Genomic DNA, 16,744 nt, shown 5'->3' with positions numbered 1-16,744 from the left:
CTGTCGGCCTTTTTGCGCGCATGGGGATGACGGTTTGATGTCGGGGCGGACGGCGGGACTTTTGATACTGGCGGGATTACTCAGCGGCTGCGGCACCTCGCCACCGCGTTCGCCGGAAGACATCTGCGCGATCTTCCGCGAGAAAAGCGACTGGTACGACGCGGCGCAAGTCACGCAGAAACGCTGGGGCGTGCCGATCCAGGTGCCCTTCGCGATCATGTATCAGGAGTCCGGCTACCGCTACGACGCCAAGACCCCACGCAAATACCTGTTGTGGGTAATCCCGTGGGGCCGGGTATCGACAGCCGCCGGCTATGCCCAGGCCAAGGATGAAGTCTGGTCCGATTACCAGAAAAGCACCGGCCGACACGGCGCCGACCGCGAAGACTTCGACGACGCCATCGATTTCGTCGGCTGGTACATGGACAAGACCACCTCGATCAACGGCGTGTACAAGTACGACGCCTACAACCAGTACCTGAACTACCACGAAGGCTGGGGCGGTTTCCGCAACAAGACCTACGCCAGCAAGGCCTGGTTGATGCCGACGGCGCGCAAGGTGCAGGCGCGCTCGGACGTATATGCGCGACAGTATGCCGGGTGCAAGGAAGACCTGAATCGCGGCTTCTGGAGCCGGTTCTGGCATTGGTTGTAGGGCGCCGAAAATCCCCTGTGTAGGAGCTGCCGCAGGCTGCGATCTTTTGATTTTGTTTTTTACAATCAAGATCAAAAGATCGCAGCCTGCGGCAGCTCCTACACAGGGGTGAGGTTTACAGGACGGAAAAGTTGTAACTCACAATCAACCGGGTCTCATCCACATCCCGCGCAAATTTTTCATAGTTGGTGCGGTACGTCGCATTGCGCAGGCGCAGGCTGACATCCTTGAACGTGCCCGTCTGGATCACGTACTTCAACTCGCTGTCGCGTTCCCACTCTTTACCTTCCTGATCGCTGCCCGGGACCTTGATGTGATCACCGTTGACATAGCGGGTCAGGAAGCTCAAACCGTTGATGCCGATGGCCTTGAAGTCGTAGTCATAACGCAGCTGCCAGGAGCGCTCCTGCGCGGCGGCGAAGTCGTTGACCTGCACGTAGTTGACCAGATACGGATTGCTGCCATCGAGGTACGGCATCGAGTTGTCGCCGTTCATGCGCTGCCAGCCGGCGCTGAAAGTGTGGCCGCTGATGCCGTACGAGAGCATGCCGCTCAAGGCGCGGTTGTCGATGGAGCCGGCCTTGGCATCACCGCTGTCGGCGCTTTTCAGCAAACGCAGATCGGCCTTCAGCACACCGTCACCCAGCGGCTGATTGCCGAGCAAACCAATGAAGTGCTGGCGGTAGATGTCTTCCAGTTCCGCGTAGTGATACTGCGCGGTCAGGCGATCGTTGATCTTGTAGTCGAAGCCGTACATGTCGAAATGGTCGGCGGTGGTGTTGCAGGCGTAGCGCTTGTTCTTGCAGTGCACGCGGATGTCTTGCGAATCAGTGGAATCGCGCGCGGTGTACTTGTCCAGACGCGCGGCCATGAAGGTCAGATCCTTCACTTCCTTAGAGGTCAGCATGGCGCCGTTGAACATAGTCGGCAGCAAGCGGCCGTCGTTGTACTTGAGCAACGGCAGATCCGGCAGCAGCGCGCCGTACTTCAACACCGTGTCCGAGACCTTGACCTTGGCGGTCAGGCCCATCTTCGCGTACTGGCCCTTCGAGCCGCGCGGGTTCTCGCCGCTCGACGGCAGCAAGCCGCTGTTGCTGCGATCAGGGCTGGAATCGAGCTGGAAACCGAGCATGCCCAACGCATCGATACCGAAGCCGACCGTGCCCTCGGTGTAACCCGACTGCAGATTGAGAATAAAGCCTTGCGCCGACTCCTCACGCTTGGAAGCGCCCTGGTCGCTGGAGGTGTGCCCATCACGGAAATCGCGGTTGAAATACACCGTGCGCGATTCGATTTTCGCCGTGGTGTCTTCAAGAAAACCGCTGGCCTGAACCTGCGCGGCAAAACCGGCGCACAGCACAACGGCTCCGAAGCCAAACGACTGGCGCGGGGTGATGAGAGGGAATGGGGGACGCATGAAAAACTCCAACAGTACAGCGTTTGCGCCGGGGCGCAGTCAGCCAGAAAAATAGCTCCCGTCCCGGGTCAAAAACAGCCGGGAAGAAGTGGACACGCAGGGGTGAGCTGCAATGATGGCAGATGGCTTTGACGGCCTGAAGGCGACTTTAGTCTGAAACTGACTGGCGATTCTTCGGCCTGCGATGGGCTCAAACCGCGTGCAGATCTGTAACTCACGGCAGCGAAGCCCCCGTTTTCATTGGGTGTAAACGCTGTCATAGGGGTTTTCCCTATACCCTGCAGGTCCCGTCCCTACGGCATTTGCGCCTTGAACGAGGCGGTTTAATCCTCCATCATCCGTCACCTGCTTATTCAATGGACGGAATTCAAGGCATGCTGGACGCCAACGCTACCCACATTACCCTTACCCTCGAAGGCGCTTCCGCCGACCTGCAAGTGCTCAGCTTCACCGGTCGCGAAGCCCTCAACGAGCCTTTCCGTTTCGACCTCGAACTGGTCAGCGCCCGCCCCGACCTCAAACTCGAAGAGCTGCTGCACAAGCCCGGCGTCCTGACCTTCGGCGCCACCGGCGAAGGCCAGATCCATGGCCTGGTGTATCGCATCGAGCAAGGCGATTCCGGCAAGACCCTGACCCGTTACAGCATCAGCCTGGTGCCGCAACTGGCCTATCTGCGGCACAACCATGACCAGCAGATTTTCCAGAACCTCACGGTGCCAAAGATCATCGCCCAGGTGCTGGAAGATCGCGGCATCCTCGCCGACGCCTACAGCTTCCAGCTCAACGCCGAGTATCCGCAGCGCGATTACTGCGTGCAGTACGACGAGTCCGACCTGCACTTCATCCAGCGCCTTTGCGAAGAGGAAGGCATCCACTTCCACTTCCAGCACAGCAGCAGCGGGCACAAACTGGTGTTCGGCGACGATCAAACAGTGTTCCGCAAACTCAAAGCCGTGAGCTACCAGCAAGACTCCGGCATGAGCGCCGACAAACCGGTGATCAAGCGCTTCAACCTGCGCCTGGAAACCCGCACCACCCGCGTCAGCCGCCGCGATTACGACTTCGAAAAACCGAAGATCCTGCCCGAAGGTGCAGTCAAATCCGAGTTCGCCCCGGACCTTGAGGACTACGATTACCCCGGCCGCTTCACCACCCGCGAGCGCGGCAAATTCCTCTCGACCCGCGCCCTGGAGCGCCATCGCAGCGACTACAAACTCGCCGAAGGCAAAGGTGACGAACCGACCCTGACCAGCGGCCATTTCCTGACCTTGGCCGAACACCCCCGCGCTGAATGGAACGATTTGTGGCTGTTGCTGGAAGTTTTCCATGAAGGCAAACAACCGCAGGTGCTGGGTGAGAACGTCACCAGCGACGTCACCGACCACAAAAGCGATTTCCACCAGGGCTACCGCAACAGCTTCCTCGCCACTCCGTGGGACGCGCACTACCGCCCGGCCCTCGAACACCCGAAACCGAAAGTCCTCGGCAGCCAGACCGCGGTCGTCACCGGCCCGGCCGGCGAAGAGATCCACTGCGACCAGTACGGCCGCATCAAAGTCCAGTTCCACTGGGACCGCGACGGCCAGTCCGACGACAAAACCACCTGCTGGCTGCGCGTCGCCAGCGGCTGGGCCGGCGCCGCCTACGGCGGCATCGCCATCCCGCGCATCGGCATGGAAGTCCTCGTCACCTTCCTCGAAGGCGACCCCGACCAGCCACTCGTCACCGGCTGCCTGTACCACAAGGAAAACGTCGTCCCCTACGACCTGCCGGCGAACAAGACCCGCAGCACCTTCAAAACCCTCAGCTCCCCGGGCGGCAAGGGCTACAACGAGTTTCGGATTGAAGACAAAAAGGGTGTGGAGCAGATCTACATCCATGCGCAGCGCGACTGGGACGAGAACATCGAGCACGACCAGAAGATCCGAGTGGGCAATGAGCGGCATGACACGGTTGAGGCCAACACCCTGAGCGAGTTCAAGGTTGAAGAACACCGGATAACCCATCTGGATCGCATCAGCGAGATGCGCGCGGATGATCACCTGACGGTGGGCGTGACGCAGCATGTGAAAGTCGGTACGGCGCAGTTTGTTGAGGCCGGGACCGAGATTCACTATCACGCGGGTGAGAAAGTGGTGATCGAGGGTGGCATGGAGCTGACCGCCAATGCGGGTGGGAGCTTTGTGAAGGTGGATGCGGGTGGAGTGACCATCAGCGGGGCTGAGGTGAAGGTCAATACCGGTGGTGCGCCGGGTGTGGGGACCGGGATTGGGATTCTGGAACCTGTCATACCGTGGGCCGCAGCGAAAGACAAAGCAGGTGCCCTGCTCGTCCCGGCCGCCGCACAAATGGCCTTGGCCAAAGCCGCTCGCGCGGCCGGCGACATACGTTGCCCGATCTGCGAAGCCTGCCGCGAAGGCAAATGCGATCTGGGAGCCACAGCATGAGCGAAGTACTCAACAACTGGCTAGGCGAACAGTCCAGACTCAATCGCGTGCTGATTCTGGCACTGGACAGCCTCGCCGAACCCAATCCGGTCACCTCGCTGTACAGCGCTGGCGTCATGCAACGCTCGGTACAACTTTACCGCCGTACCGAATACGCGCAGTTCGCCGCCATCAGCCCATGGCTGACCGAATTACAGAACCCGGGCAACGATGCGTTCCGCAGACTGCTCGATGACCCACAGCGCAACTGGGGCTGGATCGGCAGCATGGACAAGGCTGATCTCGACAGCCTTACTCAGCACTGGATTGCCCGTATGGTCATCGACGAAGACGGCGAGCGCTCGCTGTTCCGTTTTCAAGACAACCGGGTTCTGGCCCGCTGCCTGGGCAACATGAAAGAGACCGAATGGCCGCTGCTGCTCGGGCCAATCAGCAGCGTGCTGTATTGGGACCAGGATCAATGGAAAAGTGCAGATAACAGTAGGTCTGGGATGCATCCGGTACCGAATCCGGCGCCATGGCTCCGCACTCCGGAATCAGGCGAGCAAGCCAGAAGCATCCTGCGAGACAACCTCAAGCGCTGGTTGCTGACCTATCACGTCGATGCGGCTGCCACACTGGCCGAAACCCGAGTTGTCAGTGAATGGCTTGAGGAGCAAATGGACCTGCTGGATGCATGGGACTGGCGGACCGAAGAACAACGTCAGTTGATGCTGAGCCTGCGCCTGTCGCCACAATGCGAAGCTGATATCGCGTGGGAACCCCTTTCGGGGGAGACGCCCGAAGTACATTTTGCGCGTTGTCAGCGAGTGTTCAGTAATCCAAAAGCAGGCGTCCTGGCTTGAGAATCAGTCTTTGCCCTGCGATGGCAGTGCTACCGGCACTGGCCGGATGCAGCTTCGCGCAACAGATTGCCGAAAGCAGCGTGAGTTACTACTCAAGCGACCATTTCACCTTGGTCGCCACCGTACCGGCTAATTTCGGTTTCACCTCTAAAGCACACTACTACCCAAAACCGGGCCAGACCTGCGAGGTCTACAGCTCCGGACTCGGCGGTTACGTCACCCGTCAACAGCAGAAGTCCAATACGGTTGAAGCAAAAGCGGAAGCGCAGACTGCGTCTACGGATATACCGCTGGAATATCACATTGCGGGGTGTTCGATGGAGCTTGGCAGGGTTAGTTATGAGGTGAGCGGGAGGTATGGTGCAGGATCTTTAGACCGCGATTATGATCAGGCTGGTGGCTTATCTATTAGGACGTCAACAGTAGACAGTCGCTCAGAAAGAATACCAAGCACTATAGAGCAGAGAGGCTTCTGCTCCTGGTTGTTCCAGATCAGTAAATCCAAGGCCAAGTTAGGAGAAATAGAAAAGCTTTTGTCATGCCATGCAACCGATGACAACTGGTCGTTGAAAAAAACGAAATATGAGCCGAGGAAGCCAGGTGGCTATATCGCAATAAATAGACTTGCCAACACAACTGTAAAAGTTGAGTTTCGTCTTTCCAATGAAGAGCAACCTTCAATTGGTGATACATGGATAAAATTTCCTGGCGGGTGGAAACCATGCCTTGGAAAGGGCCCAAATGACCCTTTCGGATTTTGTCGTGGCAACAAAGACTTTAAAACTTTCAAAATGAATGGTCGTGTATGCACCGCTTATCCCAACTGTGCGGAACAGGGAGTAGTTAATGAATAACCGAAATTTCTCACACAGTGTCCGAACTGTGTTTTTCCTTGTTCTGCCATTGATAGGCGCATGCAGTTTTGCCGGTCAGATGGCGAAGAGCTCAGTAGAAGGTGTTACGAGCCACTACAGCAATGATCACTTCACATTAGTTGCGACCATTCCTGCGAATTTTGGTTTTACATCGAAAGCCAAATACTCTCCTAAAGATGGTGAAAAATGCGATATCTACAGCCCCGGCCTTGGTGGAAATGTGACACGCCAACAACAAAAATCTAATACGACCGAGGCAAAGCAAGTTGAGCAGACAGTATCTACGGATATTCCGCTTGAATATAATATCGCGGACTGTTCGATGGAGCTTACAAGCGTTAGCTATGAGTTAAGCGGTAGATACGGCCCAGGCTCCTTGGATCGCGACATGGAGTTAGCCGGTGGGCTTTCAGTTGCAGATAAGGCCTCCATCACAATAGAGTCGGCCCCTAGCGTTATAGAGCAACGCGGAATCTGCACTTGGTACTTCCAGATAAGCACATCAAAAATTAAAAAAGGCGAAATTGAAAAAATCCTTTCCTGTGAAGCAACAGGCCCTGAGTGGGAAATGACGCACGATCGCTTTAAACGCCGCAAGCCTGGTGGCGTAATCGCAAGAGGCGATATATCGAACAAGTCAGTCCACGTAGAGTTCAAATTATCCCCACTAGAAGAACCATACTATCAAAATTACTGGATCAAGCTCCCAGGTGGCTGGAAGCCATGTACTGGACGCTGGAACTCTAGTCGAGAAGAACTGTGTACTTCGCCCCCTCAATTTAGAACTTTCAAACTGAATGGACGCGATTGCTCCGTGTATCCCGGGTGTAATGAATAAGGATTTTTATGCAGAGCCAAGAAAAATCACTGCTTTCTGATCAAGGGCGCACATGCCCGTTGCGGGGGGGCTGGATAAGTTTCCGTTTAGTAGACGAGTTCGGAGAAGCCACGCCTTATGCAGGCCTCAGCTATGTATTGACTGACTCTGAAGGTACAAGATACGAAGGGGTCTTGAACGGAGAGGCTTATGCTCGATTAACAGGGACTTACAGCGGACCGCTGATATTGACACTATCCGCTCCATACAAGGGTGGAGAAAAGATCTATGCCGATCTGTCAAACCGCAAAGATTACCCATTGCCGATAACAGAGCTGCAAGCTGCCGCAGAGCAAACACTACGACGACCAATTGGTAGCACCAGCAAAACGGGTGCATACCGTGCCTCGGCAGAAAAAGGCGAGTTTCACAACGTTGAAGTTCGTGACTTTGTTGAATTCAGCAAACATTTGCCCCCTGCTGCAAAGCTTTCAAATCCTGTGCCAGCAGGTTGCGCCAAACTCGCCCGTGATTTCGCCGGAGACAAAGTTCCGAGTTTTGGTGTAGGCCTGCTACCAGAAAAACACTATGTCCTCGAAGTTCGCGCCTTGCGCGCGTTCAGGCCGCTTCTGTCGCTGGCGCCGGAATTCAGTGCGTTGAACCTTTATCAACTGTCTCTGCTCGCCACGCTCAGTTACGGGGCTTTCGGTCAGACACCTGAGAAAGCTGATGCGGCCCCGAAAAAAGATTTTGCGTTCACCTATCCCTCGCGCGGCACCATTGGTCATGTACTGAATACTTGCCTTGCGTGTTTCGAAGAGCCGTCGAGTTACGCGGACTCCAAGAAGCCATCGTTTCCGCTCGTAGAAGATGTGCCCTACTCCAAGCGCCTGGAAATCGTCCCCTTCGATCCAGAACTTTACCCGCAGAATGACTCATCCTCTGGTGAAGAACTGGAAACCCCCTCAGACGTGCATTTTTTCAATGATTTGAGACAAGGTGCAACGGACTGGAAAAATACCGACACCCAGGCCTATGCCACCCACGATGACCGGATCATCCTTATCGGTGTACGGGGTACGGCCGAAGGCTGGGACGGCTGGCGAGATGCCGATGCCAAACAGGTACCGATTGAGGGCGGAACCGGCAAGGCGCATCAAGGCTTTTATGAAGCGTTCATGGCGTTGCGGCCATTTATCGAACGCTACATTCTTCGCTTCCGCACCGACCAGAAAATCATCGTCTGCGGCCATAGTCTGGGAGGCGCCATTTCCTTGCTGCTTTCGGAATGGCTCCATCGTGAGATTACCAGCGACGTAATCCTCTACACCTTCGGCTCACCGCGTGCTGGCGACAAAGACTTCGTCGAATCCGCCAGCGGCCTGGTTCATCACCGGATCGTCAACCAGAACGACCCTGTGCCGAGCGTACCCGCCGGCTGGATGGATACCAAAAAGCCGATCTGGATCACCGGCCTTGCGGCAACTGTCTCGGGCGTTTTGACGCCAGCCGCCGGGGGACTGGTGTTTGCGGCCGGCTTGACGCGTTTTGGCGGCAAGCCTTATTGGCATCATGGCGAGCAGCGCTACTTCATGCCACTGCGCCTGCCCGGTCGAGAGGTCTCGTCTGTCCTTTGGACACCCGGTTGCGAAGGCTACGAAGAAGCAGCCATGGCCAAGTGCGTTGCTCAGTTGAAGAACAACGACACACCGGATCGCAAGCAATTCCTGGTTCAGGCGGCCAACGGTGCCGATCACAAGATGCTCGACGGTTATATTCCGGCATGCTGGGCATCGTTACGCCGCTGGCAGGATACAGAGAAAACCGGCGGCTACATCGTCAGCAAAACCGAATCCGACCGTTTGAAGCTGGAGGTGGAAACCTACCGCACACAACTGCAGCAATGGCAAAGCGAGGCGGATAAGGAATTCCCCGGCGGCACTATTGAAAGCCGCCCTCAAGATCGCGCTACCGCATTCCAGCGCCGCTCGACGATGTCCGACCTTCAGGAGCGCCAGACGGCAATCAGGCAAGCACTAAAACATAACCAAAAGGAACTGAAAGCGCTTGAAGAAACACTCCTGACGATCACACGCTTGAGCTCTACAAAGCTGACATTGGCTGAAATCTACGGCGATTGCACGGCACTGCCGGAGCTGCAAAAGCATATCGATCGTTGGGCTGAGCATCGTGAGAATCAGGAGTCGGTACGTTTGGCACAAATTCCGCGATCCACCACGACAAGCATGGCTTGAGGCGGCATCACGATAATGGTCTGATGCAAACGGCCTATGCAGTTGGAGGGAAGTCTCGTCTGACTTCCCTCCAAGCCTGATTCTAGAATTTCAAACCGGCGCCTTCCAATCCAGCATCTGCTGCTGTGCCACCTGCAGCAAATCATTGCCGTCCTGCGCCAGCAGGTACAGCGCATGGGTAATGTGTGGAATGTCCTGAACATCGCCATGGCGGAAGCACAAGCAGTGCAGGGTTTCGAGCAGGTCGCTGCAGGCGCGGATGCGCTGGACGGCGGCTTCGAGGATGTCTTGGGGGTTGGCTTGGGTGTCGATGACCATTGGAGCGCTGTCGGTGACGCCGCTGTTTAGAGGGTGATAACGATTGGGTAACGGATTTAATATCGGCATCAGAGTTATCTCTTGCTGGGTAAGGTAACCCGCCGACACCGTGACCAAACGATGGGAGGCGGACTGTATGCAAGTTTGGTCAACTGAATACCCAATCAGCTCGCCCGAAGGCGTCCTGCACACAGCCGCCACAGCGATGCACTACGAAGACATAGATGTCCGCGGTGCGAATGATGGCACACATGTGTGAGTATTTTCAGGTGACCAAACCCGAATCGCTGATTTTGCAGCGACGCCAAACCATACCCGCCCCGTTCCCGCCGCCGGAAGCAGACAAAGCATCCATCCTTGTAGGAATCGGCACCGCATCCCCGAGAAATGATCCCGCTGCCAGACAGCCGGCGTTCAGCCAGGTTAACCATCGCTTAACGCCACAGTCCAAGACTGTACTGAACCGCACACCTCAGCCCCTGGCTGACGCCGAGTGCGGCAGGTTCGGCCGTATGGCGCCGAACGCTTATTCCGTCGCACGGGAGTCCGATTCATGAACATTCGCACGCTGCTGCTCACCTCCGTCCTCGCCTGCACCGCATTCGCCGGGCTGGCTCAGGCCAATGACACCTCCGCCACGTCCAAGGCCGTTCCCTACCAGTACGGCATGCCGTTGCATGTGAACAAAGTGATTTCCATGACCGAGCAACCCACGCGACAGTGCAAGGTCGTGAGCGCTGACATGAAGTACATCGACAATGCCGGCAAGCCAGCGGAAATCACCTACCGGAAAATGTCTGACGCTTGCAGCGAGCAGAACTGACAGAAGGCTCTGATTTGCGGCTTTGCGGTAGGCGGTGAAGGGCTCGCGGGTTATGCTCGGGGTCACTTCTCACTGCCGCAAGGACTCGCCATGCAGTTGTCGTTTCGCACGTTGTCGATCATCACTGCTTCATTGTGTTTTGTACTGGCGCTCGTCTGGAGCTTTTTCCCGGAGGTGTTGCTGGCGATCTGGAGCATTGAGTATTCCAGCGCGGTAGGGTTTGTTGCGCGGCGCAGTGCGGTGCTGTTTGCAGCGTTGGGGGTGATGTTTTATCTGGTGCGCAACGCGCCGCCGTCGCTGGGTCGCAATGCCCTGAGCAACGGGTTTATCGTCGGTTGTTTTGGTCTGGCGGTACTGGGTTTTGGCGAATGGCTGAACGGCCACGCCGGCCCCGGGATTCTGCTCGCGGTGCTGGTCGAGTTCGCGCTGGGCCTTGGCTTTGTGCAGGCCCGGCGCGTGACGGTCGAACTGGGTGAAACGGTGAGTTAAAGCGCTCTGGAGCGAGGACTGTAATGCTGTGGCGTGGTCTGTTGCGCCAGATCCGAGCGCAGGCCGGCAATCAGTTCGTTGATCTCGCGACAGCCGTTGAGGTGGCTGGCGTCGATTCCGCTGACGTGCAGATCAACCTGGTCAGTCTGGTGGTCGCCGAAGACCTTGACGGTCATCGACAGGTCTGGCGACAGCGTGCACTGGCAGCGTTTAGGCAGAAAACTGCTTTCAATGATATTGCGTAGTTCCAAGGCAGACAGAAACATGGTGAACCTCTCCTTATTGATGAAACTGCCAATCAACTCTTCACGTTGACCGCTTTTGCTGCCCCTGCACGGGTGTGTCCCCGCTGATTCCCTGGTGCGGCAAACGGTTGTACTGCGAAATGCCCATTGGAGTGTAGGCGCCCGAAGCCGGTGCGCTGCACCAAAGCGACGCATAAAACGTGCCTTTCATCGGGTCATTTCGACCCTCATGAAATCAAGCACTTGGCGCGCTGGCCAGCAGTTGGCCAGTTGCAAAATGCAAGATCGACTCTCCTGAGCACTGCAATTTGCAAGTCGACGCCGGTTTGCATTCATCACTGATGACAGTGAGAATGCCCGACATCCACCCTACACCCGCCAGGAGGCTTTCATGGGTTCTTTACGCGCTCGCGCGACAATCGGTCTGCTCGTTGCTGGCCTGTCTACCCTCGCCCACGCGGCCAGACTCGAAGACGTCGCGCCGTATCCCAAGGCGGAAAACGGCTTCACCCGCCAAGTCATCTACCTGCCCAAACAGGATCAGGAAGAGAACTTCCAGGTCGAAGTCCTCGCCGGCAAAACCCTGGAAGTCGACTGCAATCGCCAGCGTCTGGGCGGCGCTCTGGACGAGAAAAACCTCGAAGGTTGGGGCTATCCCTTCTACCGCCTGGAAAAAGTCATTGGCCCGATGAGCACGCTGATGGCCTGCCCACCCGGCACCGCCAAGAAACGCGCCTTTGTGCCGGTCGTCGGTGACGGCTTCATGCTGCGCTACAACAGCAAGCTGCCGCTGGTGATTTACGCCCCGAAAGATGTCGAGGTGCGCTATCGCATCTGGTCGGCTTCGGACAAGGTCGGCACCGCCATTGCGGAATGACCTGAACAGGGAGCGCCAAACGTGATTACCTGCCATGTGCGATACGTGATCGATCCGTACCAACTGACCGAATTCGAGGCCTACGCCAAGGCCTGGCTGGGCATCGTCGAGCGCTTGGGCGGCACTCATCACGGCTATTTCCTGCCCTCCGAGGGCGCGAGCAATATCGCTTATTGCCTGTTCAGCTTTCCTTCGCTGGCCGATTACGAAAGCTACCGGCACATCGCGCTGACCGACCCGGAAAGCACGGCGCTGGTGGAATCACTGGTGCAGAAGAAATTCATCGTCAGCTACGAGCGCAGTTTCCTGCGCCCACTGCTGCCCTGAGCGGTATCACGCCGGGACGCCGCACACCGCGGCGCGCTCGGCGACGTGGCGCAGGCTGTCGAAGTTGATATTGGCGCCGGAGTCGATCGCGACGAAGGTCTGCTCGCGAACACCACTGCGCGCCACGTACTGCTTGATGCCGGCCACCGCCAATGCACCGGAAGGTTCAGTGATCGAGCGGGTATCGTCGTAGATATTCTTGATCGCCGCACAGAGTTCGTCATTGCTGACGGTGACCACCTTGTCCACACAAAACCGGCACACCTCAAAACCATAAGCGCCGATCTGCGCCACCGCCACGCCATCGGCGAACGTTCCTACATTGGGCAGCACCACTCGCGCGTCCGCTTGCAGCGCCGCCTTCAGGCAGGCCGAGTGCTCCGATTCAACTCCAATGATCCGTACCTCCGGTCGCAGGTATTTGACGTAGGCCGCGATGCCGGCGATCAGGCCGCCACCGCCCACCGGAACGAAGATCGCATCCAGCGAGCCCTGATGCTGACGGAGGATTTCCATGGCCACCGTGCCCTGGCCGGCAATCACGTCCGGATCATCGAAAGGCGAGACAAAAGTGCGCCCGGTTTGTTCGGCCAGTTGCAGCGCATGGGCCAGGGCAAACGGAAAACTCTCGCCGTGCAGCAGCGCCTCGGCGCCCCGACTTCGTACCCCAAGCACCTTGAGTTCGGGGGTGGTCGAGGGCATGACAATGGTCGCCGCGATTCCCAGCTCCCGCGCTGCCAGCGCCACGCCTTGGGCATGGTTGCCCGCCGAAGCGGTGATCACCCCGCGTGCTTTCTGCGCATCGCTCAATTGCACCAGCTTGTTGTAGGCGCCACGGATCTTGAAGGAGAACGTCGGTTGCAGGTCTTCGCGCTTGAGCAGGATCCGGTTGTCCAGCGCCTCGGACAGAGCCGGCGCCGCCTGCAACGGCGTACGCACGGCAATGTCGTAGACCGGCGCGGCGAGGATCCTTTTCACGTACTGCTCAAGCAGGGCTTGCTGGTCGGGGCTGTATTTCATCGTCATCTCCGGGCGCTCTGTGTAGGAGCTGCCGAAGGCTGCGATCTTTTGACTTTGTATTTCTCAAATCCAAAGCAAGATCAAAAGATCGCAGCCTTCGGCAGCTCCTACGGGGAGCCATCGTTGTTAAAACCCTGGAGACAGAAAATGAAAACCCGCCTCTAGGGCGGGTTGGGTGCTGCAGTCGTGAGCTAGCCCGCCAAATGAGGAATGGCGGTAATAATGCTTGGCTGGCAGCGCAATACAGTGGAAGTCATGGGCCTGAAATTAGCCCGGCGGCGACCGGCGAGTCAATGGCTTATTTGCGGATGCCAAGGTAGGCTGGCGATTCTGCTCATCACCCAAGGAAGGAATGCATGATGTCTGTCGCCCTGCCCCTCACTGCGTTGATTGCGTTTACCGGCTACACCGTATCGGTGATGCTTCAGGCCGAACAGTCGTTGATCGACTTCGGCATCAGCCTGATGTCGCGTCCGGATACGGCGCAGGTGGTGATCGATCTGTATCTGCTGGCGACGCTGGCCGGGGTATGGATGGTCAAGGATGCCCGCTCGCGAGGGATGTCGGTCTGGTCGGTGGTGCCGTATCTGTTGCTGACGGCGGTGTTTGTGTCGATCGGGCCGTTGTTGTATCTGGTGGTGCGTGGGGTTCGGGAGCGCCGGAAGGTCGCAGCGGCGAACCCGGCGAGCTGATCCGGGTTTCCGGTATTGCTGAATACGCCATCGCGAGCAGGCTCACTCCTACAGAGGAACGCGTTCCAATTTGTAGGAGTGAGCCTGCTCGCGATGGCGTCGGCCAAGTCACCACTGATTATTTGGCCAACCGCCGCAACCCGAACAACATTCCCCCCGCCCCCAACAACATCACCAGCAGAAACACCGGGTAGGAAATCCACCACGGCGTACCCGCCGTCATCATGCTGAACTCCGACATCCCGCCAATACTGGCAATCAGGTTCAACGGCAGAAACACCACGTTGATCAACGTCAGCTTGCGCAGCAGATTGTTCATGCTGTTGTTCATCAGATTGCCGCGAGCATCGATCAGCCCCGAGAACACCGTGGAGTAGATCTCCGCCTGCTTGTAGCACTGGTTGTTTTCAATGATCAGGTCGTCGATCAACCCGATCGCCTCGCTGCCGAAATGCTGCTTTTCCGCGTGATTGCGCAGCCGCGTCAGCACCGCGCCGTTGCTGTGCAGAGCATTGATGTAATAGATCAGGCTTTCGCTGAGGTTGAACATCTGCACCAGATGCTGGTTCTGCATCGAGGCGTTGAACTTCTGTTGCAGCTCGCGGGCCACCAGTTTGATCACCTTGAGGTGGCCGAGGTAATGGTGGATGTTGTTGAACAGTAAATCGAGCAACACATCCAGTGGTGCGTTGAGCGGCTGCCGGGTGCCGATGCCGTGCAGCGGCGTGTCGTCGGTGGCGATCACCAGCAATTGGCCGGGCGCAAACAGCAGGCCACAGGACGACACTTCAAACGCCAGGCTGCCACCGCCGGAATAGTTTTCCGGGCGCTTCCAGATCAGGAACAAATGATCGGGGTGAAACTCGATTCGCGACACTTCGTCCGGGTCCAGCGCCGAGGCCAACGCGTGTTCGTCGACCTTGTAGTGGCTGTGCAGCAAATCGCGCTCGGCGGCATCGGGATTACTGAACAGCATCACCTCGGCGTCCAGCCGCTCGACCCGCTGTAACGCGCCATGACTCAATGCGAAACTGCTGATCATCGGCGCGTCACCAGGCCTGGCCGCGACGTTTGAGCTCCAGCCGTCGCACGAACTCCTCCAGCACCAGTGAATACAGATCGTCCTGCAAGTAGGCATCTTCGATGCCGGCGTCGAGGTTCGGGTTATCGTTGACCTCTATCACCACCACTTTGTCGCCGGCCTGTTTCAGGTCCACACCGTAAAGGCCATCACCGATCAGGTTGGCGGTTTTTACCGCTAGATCCACCACCGCTCGCGGCGCCTCGTGAACGGCCAGGGTACGGCACTCGCCGTTGATGTCCTGGCCCTTGGCTTTGTGGTTGTAGATTTGCCAATGGCCTTTGGACATGAAGTATTGGCAGGCGAAGATCGGTTTGCGGTTGAGCACGCCGATGCGCCAGTCGTACTCGGTATAGAAAAACTCCTGAGCCAATAGCAATACCGAATGTTCGAACAGTTCAGCGGTGGCCTCCAGCAACGCCTGCTGACTTTCGACCTTGATCACTCCGCGAGAAAAACAACCGTCAGGGATCTTCAGCACCAGCGGAAAACCGAGGCGTTCGCCGACCCGTTCGAAGTCTTCCGGTCGTTCCTTGTAGAGAATTTCCGTGGCGGGCATGCCCAGTTGATGGCTATTGAGCAGGTCGGTCAGGTAGACCTTGTTGGTGCAGCGCAGGATCGACGTCGGGTCGTCCATGACCACCAATCCTTCGCTTTCGGCTTTTTTTGCAAAGCGATAGGTGTGGTTGTCGACGCTGGTAGTCTCGCGGATCAGCAAGCCGTCGTACTCGGCAATCCGCGCGTAATCCTTGCGTTCGATCAGCTCGACGTCGATGCCCATGCGCTTGCCGACCCGCACGAAATTCTCCAGTGCCTTGGCGTTGGATGGTGGCAAGGCTTCCTGCGGATCGTGCAGGATCGCCAGGTCGTAACGCGCCACTTGTGGCGAGCGTGGCGCCCGCCAGACTTTACGGCTGAAGCCATCCAGCGCATTGGCGAACTGATCTTCTTGGTCATCACGCAACTTGTGCAGCGCGCCGGACTTTATGCCTTCGATATGCCAACCGTTAGTTCGACGAAACTCAACTAACAGGATCGGACACGGAAACACTTCGAACAACTGTCGAGCCAGATCCTGCAGCGGCTCGATATGCGTCTTGCCGAAATAAAGTGTGAGGGTAAAACCTTCGGTATCGCTGTACAGATGATGACTGAGGGCTTTTTCCAGGGTTTTATCGAGATCGTCCAGTGCCAGACCGTAAAGCGATTTTTTCGTCAGCTCGCTGATCGTGCGCACCGAGGGAATCACTTTGTGGCCGCGGGCTTCAGCCAGTAGCGAGCAGTAGTAACCGTGGCCCAGGTACTTGTAGCTGCGGCACAGGTTGATCACCTGCACCCGCTTGCCCGGCTCGCTGTCACGGGTTTGCTCGAGGTATTCCTGAGCCGTGACGATGTCCTCGCTGGGAAAGTACGAAGCCCAGTCTTCCTTGCGTTCGACGATAATCAACACTTGACTGGAAGTTCTGATGGCTGGATTTAAAAAAGTTGCCGCCGGCAAACTTTGCTCGGATACTTCGCGCCAATGACCCTGTACCGCTGACATAGAGATTGATCCGTTGGA

The 16,744-nt window shown here is 57.3% G+C and carries 16 protein-coding genes and 1 pseudogene; 11 read left to right on the top strand and 6 right to left on the bottom strand.

Annotated elements, in window-relative coordinates; translation table 11 throughout:
- Nucleotides 1-37: 37 nt before the first annotated feature.
- Nucleotides 38-655, top strand: coding sequence for a hypothetical protein (locus ACIP8I_RS01565; protein WP_400758152.1), 618 nt, complete (start codon nucleotides 38-40; stop codon nucleotides 653-655).
- Nucleotides 656-770: 115 nt separating this feature from the next.
- On the opposite strand, the gene ACIP8I_RS01560 is transcribed toward ACIP8I_RS01565, so the two are convergent.
- Complete coding sequence (locus tag ACIP8I_RS01560) at nucleotides 771-2,072, bottom strand: OprD family porin (protein WP_096796571.1); 1,302 nt, start codon at nucleotides 2,070-2,072, stop codon at nucleotides 771-773.
- Between the two features lie 374 nt (nucleotides 2,073-2,446).
- On the opposite strand from ACIP8I_RS01560, the gene ACIP8I_RS01555 reads away from it, so the two are divergent.
- The 5 genes from ACIP8I_RS01555 to ACIP8I_RS01535 are packed head-to-tail and all read left to right on the top strand — an operon-like array spanning nucleotide 2,447 to nucleotide 9,311.
- Nucleotides 2,447-4,519: a type VI secretion system tip protein VgrG gene (locus ACIP8I_RS01555; protein ID WP_400758150.1), complete on the top strand. Its 2,073-nt coding sequence runs from the start codon at nucleotides 2,447-2,449 to the stop codon at nucleotides 4,517-4,519.
- On the top strand, nucleotides 4,516-5,364 hold the full coding sequence (locus tag ACIP8I_RS01550) for a DUF4123 domain-containing protein (protein ID WP_400758149.1): 849 nt from the start codon (nucleotides 4,516-4,518) through the stop codon (nucleotides 5,362-5,364). Before ACIP8I_RS01555 ends, ACIP8I_RS01550 begins: the two co-directional genes overlap by 4 nt.
- The gene (locus ACIP8I_RS01545) at nucleotides 5,361-6,218 is read left to right on the top strand and encodes a hypothetical protein (protein ID WP_400758148.1); all 858 of its coding nucleotides are present in this window, start codon (nucleotides 5,361-5,363) and stop codon (nucleotides 6,216-6,218) included. The genes ACIP8I_RS01550 and ACIP8I_RS01545 overlap by 4 nt, the downstream gene beginning before the upstream one ends.
- Nucleotides 6,211-7,077, top strand: a complete 867-nt coding sequence (locus ACIP8I_RS01540) for a hypothetical protein (protein WP_400758146.1) — start codon at nucleotides 6,211-6,213, stop codon at nucleotides 7,075-7,077. The genes ACIP8I_RS01545 and ACIP8I_RS01540 overlap by 8 nt, the downstream gene beginning before the upstream one ends.
- An 8-nt stretch (nucleotides 7,078-7,085) precedes the next feature.
- Nucleotides 7,086-9,311 carry a lipase family protein gene (locus ACIP8I_RS01535; protein ID WP_400758144.1) on the top strand — a complete coding sequence of 742 codons (2,226 nt, stop codon included), beginning with the start codon at nucleotides 7,086-7,088 and terminating at the stop codon, nucleotides 9,309-9,311.
- Nucleotides 9,312-9,401: 90 nt separating this feature from the next.
- Here the strand turns inward: ACIP8I_RS01535 and ACIP8I_RS01530 are convergent, their stop codons facing one another.
- A complete protein-coding gene (locus ACIP8I_RS01530; RefSeq protein ID WP_400758142.1) occupies nucleotides 9,402-9,698 on the bottom strand; it encodes a hypothetical protein in 297 nt (98 codons plus the stop codon).
- Nucleotides 9,699-10,182: 484 nt separating this feature from the next.
- On the opposite strand from ACIP8I_RS01530, the gene ACIP8I_RS01525 reads away from it, so the two are divergent.
- Both ACIP8I_RS01525 and ACIP8I_RS01520 read left to right on the top strand, forming a co-directional pair.
- Nucleotides 10,183-10,452 carry a DUF2790 domain-containing protein gene (locus tag ACIP8I_RS01525; protein WP_400758141.1) on the top strand — a complete coding sequence of 90 codons (270 nt, stop codon included), beginning with the start codon at nucleotides 10,183-10,185 and terminating at the stop codon, nucleotides 10,450-10,452.
- A gap of 90 nt (nucleotides 10,453-10,542) precedes the next feature.
- Nucleotides 10,543-10,941, top strand: coding sequence for a hypothetical protein (locus ACIP8I_RS01520; RefSeq protein ID WP_400758139.1), 399 nt, complete (start codon nucleotides 10,543-10,545; stop codon nucleotides 10,939-10,941).
- On the opposite strand, the gene ACIP8I_RS01515 is transcribed toward ACIP8I_RS01520, so the two are convergent.
- A complete protein-coding gene (locus ACIP8I_RS01515) occupies nucleotides 10,938-11,207 on the bottom strand; it encodes a DUF1652 domain-containing protein (RefSeq protein WP_007964586.1) in 270 nt (89 codons plus the stop codon). The two genes, ACIP8I_RS01520 and ACIP8I_RS01515, sit on opposite strands and share 4 nt — an antisense overlap.
- 370 nt (nucleotides 11,208-11,577) lie before the next feature.
- Between ACIP8I_RS01515 and eco the strand changes: the two genes are divergently transcribed.
- Nucleotides 11,578-12,063: a serine protease inhibitor ecotin gene (eco, locus tag ACIP8I_RS01510; RefSeq protein ID WP_367084426.1), complete on the top strand. Its 486-nt coding sequence runs from the start codon at nucleotides 11,578-11,580 to the stop codon at nucleotides 12,061-12,063.
- A 21-nt stretch (nucleotides 12,064-12,084) separates the two neighbouring features.
- Nucleotides 12,085-12,390, top strand: a complete 306-nt coding sequence (locus ACIP8I_RS01505) for an NIPSNAP family protein (protein WP_003225174.1) — start codon at nucleotides 12,085-12,087, stop codon at nucleotides 12,388-12,390.
- Between the two features lie 30 nt (nucleotides 12,391-12,420).
- Here ACIP8I_RS01505 and ilvA read toward each other — a convergent pair.
- A pseudogene (gene ilvA / locus ACIP8I_RS01500) lies at nucleotides 12,421-13,416 on the bottom strand (threonine ammonia-lyase, biosynthetic); the annotation flags it as partial.
- 350 nt (nucleotides 13,417-13,766) lie between these two features.
- On the opposite strand from ilvA, the gene ACIP8I_RS01495 reads away from it, so the two are divergent.
- Nucleotides 13,767-14,102 (top strand): DUF2834 domain-containing protein, encoded by a 336-nt coding sequence (locus ACIP8I_RS01495; RefSeq protein WP_400758136.1) that lies wholly within the window; start codon nucleotides 13,767-13,769, stop codon nucleotides 14,100-14,102.
- Between the two features lie 118 nt (nucleotides 14,103-14,220).
- Here ACIP8I_RS01495 and ACIP8I_RS01490 read toward each other — a convergent pair whose 3' ends face one another.
- The gene (locus ACIP8I_RS01490) at nucleotides 14,221-15,144 is read right to left on the bottom strand and encodes a magnesium transporter CorA family protein (protein WP_047597123.1); all 924 of its coding nucleotides are present in this window, start codon (nucleotides 15,142-15,144) and stop codon (nucleotides 14,221-14,223) included.
- Nucleotides 15,145-15,151: 7 nt separating this feature from the next.
- A complete protein-coding gene (locus ACIP8I_RS01485) occupies nucleotides 15,152-16,726 on the bottom strand; it encodes a RimK family protein (protein ID WP_400758134.1) in 1,575 nt (524 codons plus the stop codon).
- Nucleotides 16,727-16,744 lie beyond the last annotated feature (18 nt).

Origin of the sequence: Pseudomonas sp. NPDC088414, assembly GCF_044753325.1 — a bacterium.
In the GTDB taxonomy this organism is placed as follows: domain Bacteria; phylum Pseudomonadota; class Gammaproteobacteria; order Pseudomonadales; family Pseudomonadaceae; genus Aquipseudomonas.
Note: the sequence above shows the minus strand (reverse complement) of the source record. Positions and strands in the feature narration are given on the sequence as shown.

Excerpts from the sequence above, each read along its gene's own strand:
- ACIP8I_RS01565 (WP_400758152.1), top strand. The coding sequence starts at position 38 with ATGTCGGGGCGGACGGCGGGACTTTTGATACTGGCGGGATTACTCAGC.
- ACIP8I_RS01560 (WP_096796571.1), bottom strand. The coding sequence starts at position 2,072 with ATGCGTCCCCCATTCCCTCTCATCACCCCGCGCCAGTCGTTTGGCTTC.
- ACIP8I_RS01555 (WP_400758150.1), top strand. The coding sequence starts at position 2,447 with ATGCTGGACGCCAACGCTACCCACATTACCCTTACCCTCGAAGGCGCT.
- ACIP8I_RS01550 (WP_400758149.1), top strand. The coding sequence starts at position 4,516 with ATGAGCGAAGTACTCAACAACTGGCTAGGCGAACAGTCCAGACTCAAT.
- ACIP8I_RS01540 (WP_400758146.1), top strand. The coding sequence starts at position 6,211 with ATGAATAACCGAAATTTCTCACACAGTGTCCGAACTGTGTTTTTCCTT.
- ACIP8I_RS01535 (WP_400758144.1), top strand. The coding sequence starts at position 7,086 with ATGCAGAGCCAAGAAAAATCACTGCTTTCTGATCAAGGGCGCACATGC.
- ACIP8I_RS01530 (WP_400758142.1), bottom strand. The coding sequence starts at position 9,698 with ATGCCGATATTAAATCCGTTACCCAATCGTTATCACCCTCTAAACAGC.
- ACIP8I_RS01525 (WP_400758141.1), top strand. The coding sequence starts at position 10,183 with ATGAACATTCGCACGCTGCTGCTCACCTCCGTCCTCGCCTGCACCGCA.
- ACIP8I_RS01520 (WP_400758139.1), top strand. The coding sequence starts at position 10,543 with ATGCAGTTGTCGTTTCGCACGTTGTCGATCATCACTGCTTCATTGTGT.
- ACIP8I_RS01515 (WP_007964586.1), bottom strand. The coding sequence starts at position 11,207 with ATGTTTCTGTCTGCCTTGGAACTACGCAATATCATTGAAAGCAGTTTT.
- eco (WP_367084426.1), top strand. The coding sequence starts at position 11,578 with ATGGGTTCTTTACGCGCTCGCGCGACAATCGGTCTGCTCGTTGCTGGC.
- ACIP8I_RS01495 (WP_400758136.1), top strand. The coding sequence starts at position 13,767 with ATGATGTCTGTCGCCCTGCCCCTCACTGCGTTGATTGCGTTTACCGGC.
- ACIP8I_RS01490 (WP_047597123.1), bottom strand. The coding sequence starts at position 15,144 with ATGATCAGCAGTTTCGCATTGAGTCATGGCGCGTTACAGCGGGTCGAG.
- ACIP8I_RS01485 (WP_400758134.1), bottom strand. The coding sequence starts at position 16,726 with ATGTCAGCGGTACAGGGTCATTGGCGCGAAGTATCCGAGCAAAGTTTG.